Source organism: Bradyrhizobium sp. Ai1a-2 (assembly GCF_000426245.1).
GTDB lineage: Bacteria > Pseudomonadota > Alphaproteobacteria > Rhizobiales > Xanthobacteraceae > Bradyrhizobium.
The window spans coordinates 163296-179258 of record NZ_AUEZ01000001.1 but is presented as its reverse complement, the minus strand read 5'-3'; the positions used below and the strand labels follow the sequence as shown (position 1 = coordinate 179258).

12 protein-coding genes are annotated in these 15963 nt (G+C 59.7%); 3 read left to right on the top strand and 9 right to left on the bottom strand.

From position 1 onward, the window contains the following. Positions 1–214 precede the first annotated feature (214 nt). The 5 genes from K288_RS0100825 to K288_RS0100805 all read right to left on the bottom strand — a co-directional run bounded on the left by K288_RS0100825 (position 215) and on the right by K288_RS0100805 (position 7803). Positions 215–2155, bottom strand: a complete 1941-nt coding sequence (locus K288_RS0100825; protein ID WP_343207706.1) for a hypothetical protein — start codon at positions 2153–2155, stop codon at positions 215–217. 104 nt (positions 2156–2259) lie between these two features. Then, positions 2260–3609 (bottom strand): HlyD family type I secretion periplasmic adaptor subunit, encoded by a 1350-nt coding sequence (locus K288_RS0100820; protein WP_027577871.1) that lies wholly within the window; start codon positions 3607–3609, stop codon positions 2260–2262. Further along, complete coding sequence (locus K288_RS0100815) at positions 3599–5833, bottom strand: peptidase domain-containing ABC transporter (protein WP_027577870.1); 2235 nt, start codon at positions 5831–5833, stop codon at positions 3599–3601. The genes K288_RS0100820 and K288_RS0100815 overlap by 11 nt, the downstream gene beginning before the upstream one ends. A 199-nt stretch (positions 5834–6032) precedes the next feature. After that, a complete protein-coding gene (locus K288_RS0100810) occupies positions 6033–6638 on the bottom strand; it encodes a class I SAM-dependent methyltransferase (protein WP_027577869.1) in 606 nt (201 codons plus the stop codon). Between the two features lie 205 nt (positions 6639–6843). Then, entirely contained in the window at positions 6844–7803 is a 960-nt protein-coding gene (locus tag K288_RS0100805; RefSeq protein ID WP_027577868.1) for a calcium-binding protein, read from the bottom strand. 502 nt (positions 7804–8305) lie between these two features. On the opposite strand from K288_RS0100805, the gene K288_RS0100800 reads away from it, so the two are divergent. Both K288_RS0100800 and K288_RS0100795 read left to right on the top strand, forming a co-directional pair. Beyond that, positions 8306–8965 (top strand): ParA family protein, encoded by a 660-nt coding sequence (locus tag K288_RS0100800; RefSeq protein WP_043159032.1) that lies wholly within the window; start codon positions 8306–8308, stop codon positions 8963–8965. A gap of 87 nt (positions 8966–9052) precedes the next feature. Next, positions 9053–9265: a hypothetical protein gene (locus K288_RS0100795; protein ID WP_027577866.1), complete on the top strand. Its 213-nt coding sequence runs from the start codon at positions 9053–9055 to the stop codon at positions 9263–9265. A gap of 51 nt (positions 9266–9316) precedes the next feature. Here K288_RS0100795 and K288_RS44230 read toward each other — a convergent pair whose 3' ends face one another. Continuing rightward, a complete protein-coding gene (locus K288_RS44230; protein WP_043159029.1) occupies positions 9317–9676 on the bottom strand; it encodes a helix-turn-helix domain-containing protein in 360 nt (119 codons plus the stop codon). 1802 nt (positions 9677–11478) lie between these two features. Between K288_RS44230 and K288_RS44225 the strand changes: the two genes are divergently transcribed. After that, complete coding sequence (locus K288_RS44225) at positions 11479–11835, top strand: VanZ family protein (protein ID WP_064737285.1); 357 nt, start codon at positions 11479–11481, stop codon at positions 11833–11835. On the opposite strand, the gene K288_RS44220 is transcribed toward K288_RS44225, so the two are convergent. From K288_RS44220 to K288_RS0100760, 3 genes are all read right to left on the bottom strand, one after another. After that, on the bottom strand, positions 11832–12581 hold the full coding sequence (locus K288_RS44220) for an acyltransferase (RefSeq protein ID WP_244443019.1): 750 nt from the start codon (positions 12579–12581) through the stop codon (positions 11832–11834). The two genes, K288_RS44225 and K288_RS44220, sit on opposite strands and share 4 nt — an antisense overlap. 100 nt (positions 12582–12681) lie before the next feature. Further along, a complete protein-coding gene (locus K288_RS0100765) occupies positions 12682–14019 on the bottom strand; it encodes an HlyD family type I secretion periplasmic adaptor subunit (RefSeq protein WP_051334259.1) in 1338 nt (445 codons plus the stop codon). After that, positions 14004–15950 (bottom strand): type I secretion system permease/ATPase, encoded by a 1947-nt coding sequence (locus tag K288_RS0100760; RefSeq protein WP_027577864.1) that lies wholly within the window; start codon positions 15948–15950, stop codon positions 14004–14006. The genes K288_RS0100765 and K288_RS0100760 overlap by 16 nt, the downstream gene beginning before the upstream one ends. Positions 15951–15963: the final 13 nt, after the last annotated feature.

The window sequence follows — 15963 nt, the reverse complement described above, 5'->3', positions numbered from 1 at the left end:
GAGGCTCCTTTTGACCCGCGTCGCGCGCGAGCTTCGAAAGAAAATCAGCCATCTTCACACATTCACTTCAGCGTTGAGCACTTCACTTCGCAAGCGCGAGACTAGCGCACTCTTTCTGTCTTCGATATGAAAGCAAGCTTCAGTTGTGCTCGAATTGTCGCTGTCGCTTGCCTCCTTTTGCATCTTTCCGCTCCGAAACGGACAGCGTCATTCGTCATCGCTCAGTATCCACCAGCGTCAAGCCGATCGCCTTCAGGCGGCGCACCGCGCCTTCATTGTTCTGCCGCGCTGCCTGCTGATACCAATGCGCCGCCATATCCTTATCTTGCGCAACGCCGGCGCCCGACATCAACGCGTCTCCGAGCGCAATCTGCGCCTCCGCCATCCCCTGCTCCGCCGCTTTCTGAAGCCATTCGGCCGCCTTCTTCGGATCCGCTTCGCGGCCCTGCCCTCTTCCGAGCATCACAGCAAGGTTGTACTGCGCGACAGTGTGTCCCTGCTGCGCGGCCACCTCGTACCAGTTCAAACCCTGAGCGACATCCTGGACGACGCCATTGCCGGTGCAATACATCACAGCAAGCTGGAACTGCGCGGCCGCATTGCCTGAGCGCGCGGCCGTGGCCATCCAGGACGCTGCAGCTTGCGCATCGCTCACGCCGCTGTTCGGATCGGAGTACAGAAGTGCGAGAGTATATTCAGCTTCGACATGCCCGGCCTTGGCCGCGCGCGTGAACCATGGGATCGCGCCTTGAACATTCGAAATTCCGCCGAACTTGCCGATGTGCAGCGCACCGAGTTGGAATGCCGCCGGCGCGTAGCCGGCTTCGGCAGCTTCGGTCAATAACGACTGCACCTCCGCGCGGCGGTCCGCCGAACCATCGTGATGAAGCAAGAAGAGCGCATAGGCCGTCTTGGCGTCAGGATCTCCGCCAACCGCGGCCTTGCTCAGCCATTCTCCCGCCAGCTTTTGATCGCGCGGAACGCCATTGCCTATAGAATACAGCCTGCCGAGCTGCACCTGCGCGGCGCTGATGCCACCCTCCGAAGCACGCTCGAACCACTTGATCGCGGCTTCGGCATTGCGTTCGACGCCGGAGCCGTTGAGATAGAAGATCGCGATGTTGAACGCTGCGGTCGCGTGGCCGTTCTCGGCTGCACGCTCGAACCACTTCGCGGCTTGACGAATATTCGGGGAGACACCCGTTCCGGTCGCGTAAAAGCGACCCATGAAAAACTGCGCCTGCACGTCGCCCCGCTCGGCGGCCTTCTCGTACCAGGTTGCGGCTTCCCGCAGGTCCGGCTCGGCACCCGCTCCGTGCGAATAGAACTCTGCCAGCGCCTGGATGGCTGGAAGGTAGTCCTTTCGCGCCGCCTTGCGCAGCGCGGTTTCGGCCAGGTCGAGATCCTTGGCAATGCCCTTGCCGTTCAAGCGCAGCAGACCGACGTTGTAGAGCGCGATCGCATCGTCGTGCTTTGCCGCATTCTGGAACAGGCGTGCCGCTTCGGCAGGAGCCTCGGGCATCCCCGCCCCCTTCAGGTTCATGAAGGCAAGCGCAACCTCCGCCCTCACATGGTCCTGATCGGCCGCCTTGCGATACCAGATCGCGGCCTGCTCGAGATCGACGGGGACACCCCGGCCCTGATAGTAGACGTCGCCAAGCGCAAATTCAGCCGGCGCACAGTTCTGTTCAGCCGCGGCCCGATACCATCGGAGCGCCGGCTGGAAGTCCTTCGTACAACCCTGCCCTTCGCTATACATGTTGCCGAGGATCGTCTGCGCCTCGGCTTTCCCGCCTTCCGCCGCGGCCGACATCCATCGAAAGGCGGCGTCGACATTTTTCGCGACACTCGTTCCGTGCGGGAATATCAGGTCTTGCACATTTGATGCCCCGTCGCCCAATCGAGCGGCGGAGGACTGGTACCATGTTTCATGCCGATAAGGACCGAGCACCGCGTTGGACCCGTATAGAAAGATCATGCCGAGCTGGAATTGCGCTTCGATGTTGCCGGACTGAGCGGCCCGCTCGAACCAGATCGCGGCATCCGGGACGTTTCTCACCACGCCCTCGCCCTTCGCATAAAGCATTCCGATCCGATAATTCGCCTCGGCCTCGCCGGCCTCCGCCGCGAGCTTCCAGAGCTTGAGCGCCTCCAAATACTGACCGCTCTCGTATGCAGCCTTTCCGCGTTCAAATGGCCCTTCCTGGGACAACGCGGAAGCCGGTCGAATCCACTGAAAGAGCGATCGCGCCGACAGTGTCATGGCTCGCGCATGGCCTCTCGCATGCCCTTGAGCATCCCGCCGAGCAGATACATCGCGACCGATCGGGTGCCGACATTGATGTCCCCCTGAAGGGTCATTCCGGGGATCAGGCGAAAATTGGTCGGCACGTCCTTGAAATTGGTCGAGTCCACCGAGCACCGCGCCTTATAGTAAGTGTAGTCGAGCGGCTTACCATCCTCATCCGTCGTAAATGCGCCCTCGCTGATCCAGCGCACCTTGCCTTCAGCCGTGCCGTGCTCCGCCGCGTTGAAGGCATCGATCTTCATGGTGCATGGATCTCCAGCCCTGACGAAGCCGATATCCCGCGACGTGATCCTGATTTCCGATTCAAGCTTGGTGTCGAGGGGCATGAGCGTGATGAAGGGATCTCCGGGTTTGAGGACCGAGCCGACCGAAAGCTTCGCCATCGTCAGCACCACCGAGGGCTCCGCGGCGGTCCAGCGCACGAGATCCTGGTGCTTCAGCGCCTTGTCATAGGTCGCTCTCCCTTCGTCGAGCTTGTTGCGCGTCGTCACGAGATCCTGGCTCAATTGCGCAAACCACTGCTGCTTGAAGGCGTCGCGATCGGCGATCAGCGATCCCAGCGTATTCTGCGCTTCGATCAGGCTGTTGTGCGTGTTCTCCAGTGTCCGCAGCAGTTCCAGCCGGGTATCCTGCGAGATATACATGTTGAGCTGCGAGCCGGTGCCATGCTCGGCAAGCGTCGTGCGCATGGCCTCGATCTTCTGCAAGACCTCGTCGCGCTGCCGATACCGGGCATCGTCGCCGCGAAGCTTGGCGATCGTCGCCTGGGTCTGGTTGATCTTCGATTCGAAACTATTGACCTGAGCGGTATATTGCGCCATCCGCTGGTCATAGAGCGCCTTCTGCAGCGCCGCGTATTTCTGGAAGTCGGAGTCCGACTTGTTGGCGAAGACGAGCGGCTGCTGGTTCAGCTCGGCCTCATCGCGCGCCACTTGCGTCTCGAGACTCGCGATCTGCAATTTCGCCTGCGTCAGGTCAGCGGACGTGAACGTTGCGTCGAGCGTGGCAAGGAGCCGTCCCGGCTGCACCTGCTCGCCCTCACGTACGTCGATCGTCTTGATGATCGATGGATCCAGCGCCTGCAGAACGCTGATCTGACCGGCCGGCACGATCTTCCCGTTGACGCTGGTGATGACGCGATCGACGCGCGTCAGGCACAAGATCGCGACGATCGAAACCAGGAATGCGGAGAGCACAAACAGGGTGGCCCGCGCAACCAGCGGCTCGGACTCCTCCCGGATCGCATCGGTTTCCGATTGGAATTGGCGAACAGTGGCAAGCGAAGCTTGATTAGGAGACAAGGGTCGGGCTCCGGAAGTTCGGCCTGTCGTTGCGGTTCGCTGGCGCCAAATGCGTGTTCTGCTGGTACCAAAGCGAGCTGTAGATATCGTTGCGCTCCAACAGCTCCTCGTGCCGCCCGATATCGTCGACCACGCCACGGTTAAGCACGAGAATGGCATCCGCCGCGGTCAACGACGACAACCGGTGCGAGATGATGATCAGCGTCCGCCCATTCGCAATTCGCGAAATGTTGGCGTTCACGATGGCCTCGCTGTCTGCGTCGAGCGCGCTGGTCGCTTCGTCGAGGATCAGGATCGGCGGGTTGACGATCAGCGCGCGCGCGATGGCAAGCCGCTGGCGCTGCCCTCCTGACAGATTGGGCGAACCTTCATAAACGTGGGTCTCGTAGCCGCGAGGCAGCTTGTCGATGAACTCCTCTGCGCCCGCCATCCTCGCCGCCTTGACGACGTCATCGAACGTCGCATCAGGCTTGGCCGCAGAGATGTTCTCCCGGATCGTGCCGCTGAACAGGAAGTTCTCCTGCAGCACGACACCGACGTTACGACGCAGATGATCGACATCGTATTCGCGAACGTCGATCCCGTCGATCTTGATCAAGCCGTCATAGTCGGAGTGCAGTCGCTGCAACAATCGCGTGATGGTGGTCTTGCCCGATCCGCTCTTGCCCATCACGCCAAGCGTGGTTCCCCTGGGAACTTCGAAGGAAATGCGGTTCAGCGCCGGCGAGACCGCGCCCTTGTATTTGAAGGTGACGCCGGAAAACTCCACGTTGCCCTCAAGAGGCGAGCGGACGCCGTGTCCGGAGCGCCCTTCCTCGGCAGGCTGGTTGACGAGATTGCCGACAACGGCGACCGCACTTCGCGCCTCGTCATATTGATTGATGAGCTGCGCCATCTGCATCAGCGGACCGGAGACCCGCTGCGACAACATCAGAAAGGCGAACAGCGCACCGATGTAGACGGGATCGTTGCTTACCAGGGCGATATAAGCGCCGAGCGCATAAGAACCGCTCACCGCCAGCCGCTCCAGCGGGCGCACGGCCACCTGGATCGCGTTGCCGGTCATCCCTTCCGCAAGCCGGGCCTTGGCAACGCGCGCGACCAGCACGTCCCACATATGGCGCTGCCGCGCATCGAGCGCGAGCGACTTCACCGTCCGGATGCCGTTTAGCGTCTGAACCAGAAATGCGCCCTGCGCGCCTTCCGCTGCAAGGACGACAGACGACGCCTTGCGGTAGGTCGGCAACATCAAGACGAGCCAAACGACAATCAGTCCGGAGAACGCCAAGACCGTCAACGTCATGATCGGACTGAAGAAGAACATGACAGGCAGGAAGAAGATCAGCGTGGTCGAATCCAGAACCGTACCGAACAATTGCCCCATCAGAAAGGTACGGATGCGAAACACTTCACGGACGTCGCGCGCGACCAGGCCGACAGCGGTCTGCTCGAAATAGTCAATGGGAAGATTGAGAACCTTTTCGAAGACGTATGTAGACAGCTTGACGTCAAGCCGGGTCGTCAGGCGATGGACTAGGAATTGCCTCAAGAAGGCGAACATCGACTCGAAGGCGATGATCATCAGCATCGCGAGACAGAGCACGTAGAAAGTGTTGTATGCTTGGTAGAAGATCACCTTGTCCGATACGAGGCGCCAGAACATGATCGGGCCCAGACCCAGAAAACCAAGGATCAGCGCCGAGATTGCGACGTCCCGGACCATGCGACGCTCGCGGAACAGCAGCGCGGCCACGAGACCGAGACTGAACGGCTGCGACTCGTCGGAGATTTCATAGTTGCGTTTGACCAGAACGACATCCCCGGACCAGATGTCTTCGAAACGCGGTCGATCGATCACAAGCAGCGCGTCTTCCGCTGCATTCGGATCTCTCAATATGATGCGCGTGTTGTTGGCATCCCCTTCGACACGCAACAGCACCATGTGGCTTCCGTTGCGCAATCGGACAATGGCCGGCAGCGCCCTTTTCAGATGCGAAAGCCCGTCCCAATCAAGTTTGACGAGCTTCGACCGCATGCCCGCCTTCTCCGCGCAGCGGATGAGCTGATCAGGTGTCACTTCCAGATCGGTCAGCAGGTTGTCTTTGATAAGCTGCGTCGAGGTGAGATGCAGCCCGTGCTGTCGAGCGACGATGATCAGACACCCGAGCGCGGACGGAGGCACCGGATCCGCATCAGTATTCTGGGCGAGCGCTTGAGTGATCATGAAAGCTTAAGTCCATGTACCTGTTGCGAGCGTCTGTTAAGATTTTTTACGGCATACCGCTGAACGACCAGCGGCGCGTTCTTAGCACTAACATATACAACAAAAACGACAGGAACACTAACATTTAGCGTGATAACGACCGTCTTCGACGGTCAACTGCAGGTTGCATCGGCAGCCGGACCGGAGCTACGACGAGTATCTAGGCCGACGCTTCCTGAAAATTGAAGCCGGTTTCCAGCAAAGTCCTCTGGATGCCCTCGCTGTCGGCCTCGGGCATCAGCGCGAGCGCGCAGACCTCGAAGTTCTCCGTTGTTACCGACACGGTCGAAAAGCCCGCCATCAACAGCAAGTTGCCAAGGCGCTCGGCCGTAAATCCGGTGCGATGAGCCATATAGACGTGCCCCTCCTCGATGGCGCGCGAATGCCCGTAGAGCATGTCGAGCGGCCTGATCGGACCCGCCGGCGAATTGTAGGCGACGGCAGCAATCCCATGCTCGACGATGAACTGGGCGACCGATTCGATATCCGGGCTTGTGATCAGGGCGAACCCACCGGGCTTCAAGACCCGATGGAACTGGCGCAATGTTGGAAAAACCTCGTGCGCGTAGAGATGCTCGAGCACATGCGACGACCAGACCGCATCGAATGATTGCGAATCGAACAAGCCGCCGAGATCAAGGATTGAGCCGAGAACATCCGGCCTGACTTCCGGATCAATGTCGAAGCGCACCTCTTCCCAGCCTTGCTCGCCAACCATTCGAGCAATTCGACGGGCGGGTCCGGGGCCGGAGCCCGCATTAAGCAGGCGCTTGATACTGGCGGACAAGACTGGTTCCTGACGTCGCAATGCTGCGCGGGTGAGAGCAATACGAATTCCAAGCGACGATTATCTTCACCTGATCGATGTGGCCTGACGAAGGCGTAAATCGCATCCGCGGCCTTCTTCGGATCACAAAAGCAAAAGCCCCGCGGAAGCGGGGCTTTCACTAGCATGATCTTCAGCAGCCGAATTAGAGTTTCGGCAGAGTGACGACCTGGTCGTTGAAGTGGAGATCTTCAACTCCGCTGACCGCAACCGTCTGGTTGTCACTGAAGTGCAGCGTATAAGTCGAAGTGCTCGCGTCGACGTCGATCTTGGTGACATCAAAGAAGGAGCGATCCGCAAAGTCGACGGTATCATTACCGTTGCCGCCAATGATCGTATCGTTCCCGGCGTGCGTCGCGACGTGGAAGGTGTCGTTGCCGTTTCCACCCTGCAGCGTCGAGTTTGCACCCGCAGCGCCACCATAGAGCCAGATCTGGTCGTTACCGTTACCACCGTCGAAGTGATCGCCCTGCACACCGACCAAGGTGTCATTGCCAGTACCGCCCGAAAGCGTGCTGTGCCCCGACGTGAAGTCCCTGAGCAGATCGTTGCCCTCGCCGCCAACGAGCGACTGGGCGCCCGTGCCCGCCCTCAGGTAGTCGTTGCCGCTACCGCCATCCAGCGTGTCGTTGCCGCTGCCGCCATAGATGCTGTCATTGCCGGCACCGCCAACGAGCGAGCTGTCACCGTGTCCGCCGGTGATCAGGTCGTTACCGCTGCCGCCATAGACCGTGTCATCGCCGCTGTCATGCAGGTGGATGGTGTCCGAACCCTTGCCCGCCGCAACGAATACGTCGTTGTCGCCACCGGTCACATTGAGTGTTTTGCCACCGGAGTCATCCAGGATGATCCCCTTCAGATTGGGATTCGTCTGGACTGTCGTTGAGGTTGAAACGTCCAGCACCTGGATGGTGGGCGCGACCGGCCCTCCAGGGAACGGACCAGATTGAAACCACCCTCTGGTGCCATCCTCTCCACCATCGTGGAACACACCGCTCTGTTCCAGCGAGTCGATCAATGCTGATCTAACACTCGCCTCGATGTTGTTACCGCTGTGGTGGAGAAATTGACCCAGCTCAGTCTTCGTCAAGTAGGTAACGGCCATGATACCCTCTGGCAAGATTCCGAGATTTCACCGATCAGCTGACACGCGGTCAGCGCCAATGTGCTGCAAGTTGAAGGTGCTACAACTACAACTAGAGCGAAGAGGCCAGCTCGACCGACACAATCCCGCTCAATGTTAGGATGCATCGCGCCGTTTGTTAAGTCATTGTTAGTCGCAGCGCACAATCCAAGTCAAGGACTAAATTCACGTGCGATTAACTCAGATTTGAGCTCTGTGTCACGCCATTGTTAACTGTCGCGTCGGCGATCCGACTCTCGCCCTGAATGACGCTTTTTCGGGCGATTTCGGCACAATCTGTGGCTGCAACCATACGGAATTTGCGGATGAGGCATGCGCGAAAGATCAGGCAGGTCAGGATCGAACGTTTCGAGAGATGCCATGAAGAAGACAATTGTAGATCAATTGTAGACATGCGATAGGTAGTGATATGCAACCGGCTGATTTTGCTTGGAAATGTGAAGATTTGTTAGCATGGCCTCGCATGACCCCTCCCAGACCAGCACGGAGGACCATCACTGTTACCCAGCGAAAAGGTGGGGTTGGCAAGACTACGATTGCGATCTGTATCGCGGCCGAGCTCGCGCGCCGCGGTCATGACGTCGTGCTGGTAGACAGCGATCCGCAGCGATCCGCGTCGCAGTGGGCCGAGCCGGGCAATCTGGAATTCCCCGTTTACGAAATGGCGCTGGAAGGCACCTCGGTATCCGCCTGGGCCCAGGAGGTGCGAAATATCCAGGCCGGTCTCGTGGTGATCGATACTGCACCTAACGCGCGCGAAATGGGTGCGTCGATCGCGCTAGCAAACCTGATCCTGGTCCCCTGCACTCCCTCCGGCCTCGATCTCGACGCGACCGTACAGACGCTTGCCATCATCGATGCGGCGCGCGAGCGTCGGCGCGATGCGATCAAGGTCATTCTGGTTCCTAACCGGCTCGATCGCCGCACTCTTGAGGGCCGACAACTGGTCGAGGAGTTGAGCGAGTTCGGCGAGATCGTCGCGCCCCCCATCGCCAGTCGTTCGGCGTTCGTCCGCTCCTTTACAAGCGGTCAATCGGTCGCGAGCTTCATGCCCGGGGACGCGGCGGATCTGGAAATCCGGCAGCTTGCAGATGCCGTAGAAAGGGCTGTCGGAGAGAACTAACGCGATATCCGTGCACTGCGGCCAAAGTCGACGGTCGTGCGTGACATCCACGGAGAGCGTCCGCGAGAATATGCCGATCGGGAGCGCATGTTCGCAGTCAATCGCGCGTTCGGATCATCGCAAACATCCGACGCCCTCCCGGCGCCGGGATCGCAACAACGTTCGGCCACGCCGGCAAGCGCCCTTGCCGGCAGAATCCCAGCTCTCAACTTTGCGATTCTCACCCCTGAGCATGATCTGGAAAAGCTGGAACCGGATTTCCGAAAGGTCATGCACAAACGTTTCGTCCAGTCGGCATGATCAGGCCGACGACGCAGCTGCCCGCAATCGCGAAGACTCAACAATATTTGATCAGGCCTTGCGCGCCTGGGTAACGGGAAAGGTCTCAGCCGATGCTTCTTCGAGCCGCATCTTCTCCAGCAGGAGATCCGTGACGATCTTCCGCAGCCGCTGGTTTTCAAGCGAGAGTTCCTCGAGCACACGACGCATCTCATCCATCGTACGCGCGCTGGTTGGCACCTTTCCGTCCGCCGCAGGATCGGACGGAATGACCGCATCAGTCTTGCGCAGAGGCAGTTTCCGCCAACGATGAAGCGTCATGACGCTTACCCCGAGCGCCTTGCAGATCTCCACTTGGGAATTACCCGCCCGGGCAAGCTCGTCTGCTCGAACGAGCTTCAACAGGATCTCCTCGTGAGAGTGCTTCTTCATCTTCCCGCCTAAACGCGCTTGGACCGGCAGCTAGCCGCCGGATCCGCCACCCGACGCAGCCGAAGACTCGACCCGAGCAGCATCACAATTATCATAAATAGCTACAGTCAGAAACGAGAGGTGTGACACCGGAGGCATCTGGTAACAACCACGCTACAAATTGAGTGTTAGTTATCATCCGTGCAAGCTAGCCGTTCGTGTTAGATGCGGTGCAACCTGATTTTTCGGCATCAACCGCATATCAATCCAATCTCGTTCGCCGATCGTGTCGCGTTAGACCAATTTACCGCTACCGCGATGATCGCGACCCGAGCCCCGCTTCCCGATCATTGTTGACACCCTCGGCGCACCACGGCGGAGCATCGCAACAACGTTATTTTCGAGCGTATCGTCACCCGAAACAGTCGAACCGCTCATATCCGATTGCGCTGCGAGGTCAATTGAGCGAAGCGCACATTCAGGCGGTTTCTTCCGAAGGCACCGAACAAATGGTTTCTTCCGAAGGCGCCGAAGACCAGGATACCACTGCGACCTAGAAACTATCTCGGCCTACGACCCTGCATTGAATTTTCGGCTCACTTAATTCGTGAAGTATGAACTGCTTTAACGATACGACAACCTAGTCAGGGCAGAACCGCGGGTCAACCTCGAATGGATTTTCAACTGAAAATAAAGACTACCCGCGAGCAGGCCTCCTCGCATTTTACCTCTAGCACTCCCCTATCGTCGGCCCGAACACCGCTACGTGATGGCCTCGTTAATAGAGATCCAAGCCTTCCTTGACTTGCTGGGCCGAGCGAGACGCAGGCCTGACGGCATTCACGTGCGCTTAAACCGGCCTTCTCTTGTTCCAATCTTAAGATCGACTCCCAGTGCACAGGTGATGCTTAGCCGGTGCTCTAACCGTCCGCATAGATTGCGCCCTCGCTCCACCATCACGGAAACGGAAAAACGATCGTCGCCCGTCGTGCCAGTCGCCGCGTAGCCTGCAGCAGATCGATCGGTGCGCTATCGCAAACATTGGCGCGCTCAACCGTCACCATGCAGTAAGCATCATCACAAACAATCTTGAGCGCTCGCACACAGCGCAACTTCGATCGCAAGCCCGCGGCGGGTGGCATGATAAATATTTAATTATCTTCTTTTAAATCACGGACGGGCTAAATATATTTAATTCACTTTAGCCCACGAGCAGGTCTGCCCGGGGCGCGGCTACTGAATTAAGGAGGTTCCGATCTGAAAGACAGTGCAACGCGGCTTGGTGTCGCAGGAGGTACAATAACTCAGCGTAGCATCTCCGGTCTGCGTAATGGCGTTAAAGCCTGGACGGAGATGATGCCGCCGAGTTCGATAGAACCTCCAAAGCTTCTGCGCGATCGCACGACGACCGGATCCGTCGGCGAAGGCGAGAAGATTCCACCTCTCTCTGGGCCAGATCCCGGCCCGTCCGGCTTCGACTGGCCGCATGACTAGGGCGGCAGAAACAACCGCTCCTCTGCCTCACCGGACGCGCGAGGCGGATTTACATATTGAATCCCTGCACTGCTTGAATCTCTGTACTGCGCGCCTGTCGATTTCAGCGCAACCGCGACACTGAGGAAATGGCTTTCAATTGGAAATCTCTTGCTCGAAGGGTCTCTGGACACATGCATCCGGCGTTTTTGGCCAAGCCCGTGTACCAGCGCCATCTCTATGAAATAAATGCTGAACCGCAAACGCAACTTGTGACGGCCGTATTGTCTGCCGAACAGATCATCGAAATCGCACGCCTCCGGGATTTTCTCTAAGAGCCAATGTCCCCCATGCCTCAGAAACTCGTCGCGGTCGCCGCTTGGGCGCTCCTGTGCTTTCTTGCCTATGCATCGGTGTCGCCAATCGGAGCGAGGCCAACACTCCCCACCTCAACCAGCCTGGAGCATATTGCCGCATTCGCGACGGTCGGCTTCCTCCTCCATTTGGCCTATCCGCGCCACGTCATGTATGTGTGGTTCGTCATCATAGGCAGCGCCGCACTCTTTGAGCTCATGCAACTCGTGACCATAGATCGCCACGCCCGATTGGTGGACGCCTTCGAAAAAATGGCCGGCGGCAGCTTGGGTATATTTGTTGCCCGCGCGGCGCTCTATTTCGAGCAAACGCTGCGTCGTCGCCAGATTTAGTCGGCTCCGCCGGCAGAAGCGCGAGGGGACGGCCCAATGTCGTGATCGCAGCCGGCGTCCCCGGAGCGCGCTTCCTCGGCCATGCGCGTACGTGCCGGGGTTCCGAATACTTTGGCACCCGCCGGAACGTCCCGATTGACCAGAGAATTCGCGCCAACGATTGCTTTGTCGCCAACCGTCACGCCCATCTGAACGATGGCATTCGGTCCGATATAGACGCCATTTCCAATCTTCGTTGGCGCGTAGTCGACCGGCTTCTCTCCGAGCGAGATGGAGCGATTGACGGTGTGATGCGTGTAGATCTGAACGCCTGCGGATATCGAGCACCAGTCGCCGATTTGCAGACCTCCCCCTGAACCGTCCAGAATGCAGCCGGGTCCGATCCATGTATGCCGGCCGACTCGGACGTCTCCGAGCACGAGCACGTTGTCGTACATCGTGGTGCCCTCGCCGAAGCCGTAGGCGGCCGCGTTATCCCCTCGCTCCGTGAGGAGATCACCGATCGACACCCTTCGATTGAACTGAAGTTTCTTGCGCGCAGCGAGAACCTGCAGGAAACGCCTGATAAGCCCGAGCCATTCGTCGACGCGCTGTTCGGACATTCCGGAGTTGAAGTCTGGCGACATCTGAAAGCCCCCCTTGCTCAGCTGAACCCTGGGCGGGCTACATTGTATCACCACCATGCGTCGAACGAGACGCAACGGGAACCGCCGCGCGAGGCCTGCTGCTGAGCTCGCGTTCTCCATCACCCGCAACCGCCGGAGAGGCGCAGGCAAACGGCTGGGTATCCCTACGACAGCAGCGGGATTTAATCAACCGTTTTAAATATTTAAATATGCGCGCCCGTTAACGCTCCTTGAATGCACGGCCGGCCTGGTCCCGCAACGGCTTGATCAGATACGACAGCGCGGTTCGCGACGGCGTCTTGATGAAGACATCGACCGGCATGCCCGGCACCACCTTGGCCGATCCAAGTTTTGCAAGCTCGTCCGCCTTGAGCAGGATGCGCGCCGTATAATAGCTCGTGCCGGTCCGCTGATCCTGCGTCAGGTCCGCCGATACCATGCTGACCTCTCCGTCGACCTCGGGCGTCGTCTTCTGATTGAACGCCGCGAATTGCATGGCCGCGGTCTGGCCGACATACACCTGATCGATATCTCGCGGCGTGATCTTGACTTCAACCGCAAGGGCGTCCGCATCCGGCACGATGAGCATGATCTGCTCGCCGGGGGCGATCACACCTCCCACGGTGTGGACGGAAAGCTGATGAACGCGGCCGGACTGCGGCGCACGAATATCGATGCGATTGAGCTGATCCACCGCCGCGGTCTTCCGCTCGGTGAGTTCGGAAAGCTTGGAGCGCGTTTCGATGAGATCCTTACCTACCTCGGTTCGCAGGTCCTGATCGATCTGGATGATCTGAAGCTCGATCTCAGCGATCTTTCCCTTTGACTGCGCCATCATGCCGCTCAACTGGCTGCGCTCACCTTCCAGCCGCGCGCTGTCGCGCTCGAGCGCGGTCAGGCGTGTGATCGGCACGAGGTTCTTTTGGAAGAGCGTCCGGACGCCTTCGAGCTCCTGGCGGATGTAGTCGACCTCCTTCTGCTTGGCTTCGGCCTGTCCGGCATAACCCTTGATTTCATCCTGAAGCTGAGCCTTGCGCTCCTTGAGCTGCGACTTCTGGCCGTTCCGGGACTGTCGGCGCAGATCGAACAAGGTGCGCTCCGCCGAGATCGCGCGCCCCGCCTCCAGATTGCTGTCTCTCGCCCGTTCGAGCAGAGCCAAGGGAAATACGATCTGATCGGCGCCGTCGCGTTCAGCCTCGAGGCGCGCCTGGCGCGCGAGCAGTTCGTCGAAGCTCTTGGTCACGATCGTCGCATTCGCAAGCGTCTGCGTCTCGTCGAGCCGGATCAGAATATCTCCCGCTTTCACGCGGTCACCGTCGCGGACGCGCAGTTCGCCGACAATGCCGCCGGTGGCGTGCTGAACCTTCTTCACGCTGGAATCCACCACGATGACACCCTGGCCGATCACGGCGCCCGACAATTGCGACGTTGCCGCCCAGCCGCCGATGCCGAAGGTGACGAAGCCGACCATGAACATGCCGACGATCATATAGCGCTGGATGGACTGCAGCGCCGGCGTTGCTGCTTGTTGGCGATCCGTCGCTATCTGGCGATCCATCGTCCGCCTCCCTGCCCGTCTGCCACCACCCTGAGCGGGGCTGCCGGTCGCAGCACCTTATTGAGCACCTCCTCTTTCGACCCGAAGGACTGAAGCCTCCCCTCGCCGATCACCAGGACATGGTCGACCGCTTCGAGCGCCTTCGGCCGGTGCGCAACCACGGCGACGATGCCGCCGCGGTTGCGGACATGCAGGATCGCTTCCGTGAGCGCGTCTTCGCCCTCTGAATCGACATTCGATGTCGGCTCGTCGAGCACCACCAGGAAAGGATTGCCGTAGAGCGCCCGGGCAAGCCCGATGCGTTGCCGCTGACCCGCGGACAGAGCCATTCCACCCTCGCCGACCTTGGTGGCATAGCCATCGGGGAGCGAAAGGATAAGGTCATGCGCGCCGGCTGCCTGTGCGGCCTGCAGCACCCCCTGGGACGTGGCTTGAGGATCGAACCGCGCGATGTTGACGGCAATGCTGCCCTCGAACAGTTCGACGTCCTGCGGCAGATAGCCGATATGCTTGCCAAGCGCGTCAGGTGGCCACTGTTCCAGCGTCGCGTTGTCAAGCTTGATCTTGCCGCGCAGCCGCGGCCAGACGCCGACCAACGCACGAACCAGCGTCGACTTACCGGATCCGCTGGGACCGATAATTCCGACCGCTTCGCCGCCTTTCAACTGAAACGAGACCTCGGAGAGGATCAGCTTCTCCGACTCCGGAGCCGCAACATAAAGCTGCTCCACCACGAGCGCGTCTTTGGGAGCGGGCAGTCCGAGACGCGTAGCCTCCTCGGGCAGGAGCTTCAGCAATCGATCCAGTCGATGTGCCGACTGTCGGGCGCCAATGAATCCCTTCCAGTTCGCGATCGCCACCTCCACTGGGGCGAGCGCCCTCGCCGTCAGGATCGATCCGGCGATGATGATGCCGGCGGTCGATTCCTGGTTGATGACAAGAGCTGCTCCGACCGCAAGAACAAGCGACTGCAGAAACGAACGAAAGAACTTCGAAAGCCCGCCGAGCCCGCTCGCAACGTCGCTCGCCTGCTCATGCGCCGAGAGGTACTTGCTGTTGACATCCTGCCAGCGTAGCGCGGCCTGCCGCCTCATCCCCATCGCCTGCAGGACCTCCGCGTTTCGCCGCCCCTCGGCGGCGAGTGCGCTGCGCGCGACGCCGAGGCGCGAGTAGGCCTTCGCCGGACCGCGCGTTTGAGTCTCGGTCAGGATTGTGATTCCGACCAGCGCCAGCGCTCCCAAGAGCGCGGTCATGCCGATCCAGAAATGAAACAGGAAGCAGATCCCGAGATAGATCGGCATCCAGGGCAGATCGAACAGCGCGGTCGGCCCGCCCCCGGACAGGAAGCTGCGGACCTGATCAAGATCGCGCAATGGCTGCAGGCCGTCGCCGTCGCCGCGCGTCTTCAACGGCAGGCGCACGACCGAATCGAACACACGAATCCCGAGCCTTTCGTCGAAGTATCGCCCGATCCGAACGCTGATCCGGCCTCGGACCAAGTCGAGGCCGCTCTGGAACAGATAAAGCACCATCGCCAGCACCAACAACGCAATTAGCGTCGGGATGCTGCGACCGGGCAGCACCCGGTCATAAACCTGAAGCATGAAGAACGAGCCGGTGAGCATCAGGAGATTGCTCAGGCCGCTGAAGGCCGCAAGGCTCCAGAATATCCGACGGCACGAACTCAGGAATGCCGATATCTCGGATTGCGGCTCATCATAGACGTCGTCGTGACGAGGCGGACGGGCAAACAGCCGTGCTCGCACGACCTCGACCGAACGCTCTGCTAACCTGGTCAGCTCTCGCGACGATGATCGCGCGCGCTCTGTCAGAAGGCCTAAGGCGGCAATTAAAATCGCCCATCTCGATACTTCTATCTCATCAATATTTACCGGCGGGGAGACATCCCCCCGCCGTCCCAGATTATTCATGGCACGCGTCCCC

Bases quoted from the DNA above. Each gene is read 5' to 3' on its own strand.
- K288_RS0100805 (WP_027577868.1), bottom strand. From the start codon at position 7,803: ATGGCCGTTACCTACTTGACGAAGACTGAGCTGGGTCAATTTCTCCAC.
- K288_RS0100765 (WP_051334259.1), bottom strand. From the start codon at position 14,019: ATGGATCGCCAGATAGCGACGGATCGCCAACAAGCAGCAACGCCGGCG.
- K288_RS44220 (WP_244443019.1), bottom strand. From the start codon at position 12,581: ATGGAGAACGCGAGCTCAGCAGCAGGCCTCGCGCGGCGGTTCCCGTTG.
- K288_RS0100800 (WP_043159032.1), top strand. From the start codon at position 8,306: ATGACCCCTCCCAGACCAGCACGGAGGACCATCACTGTTACCCAGCGA.
- K288_RS0100760 (WP_027577864.1), bottom strand. From the start codon at position 15,950: ATGAATAATCTGGGACGGCGGGGGGATGTCTCCCCGCCGGTAAATATT.
- K288_RS0100795 (WP_027577866.1), top strand. From the start codon at position 9,053: ATGTTCGCAGTCAATCGCGCGTTCGGATCATCGCAAACATCCGACGCC.
- K288_RS0100815 (WP_027577870.1), bottom strand. From the start codon at position 5,833: ATGATCACTCAAGCGCTCGCCCAGAATACTGATGCGGATCCGGTGCCT.
- K288_RS44230 (WP_043159029.1), bottom strand. From the start codon at position 9,676: ATGAAGAAGCACTCTCACGAGGAGATCCTGTTGAAGCTCGTTCGAGCA.
- K288_RS44225 (WP_064737285.1), top strand. From the start codon at position 11,479: ATGCCTCAGAAACTCGTCGCGGTCGCCGCTTGGGCGCTCCTGTGCTTT.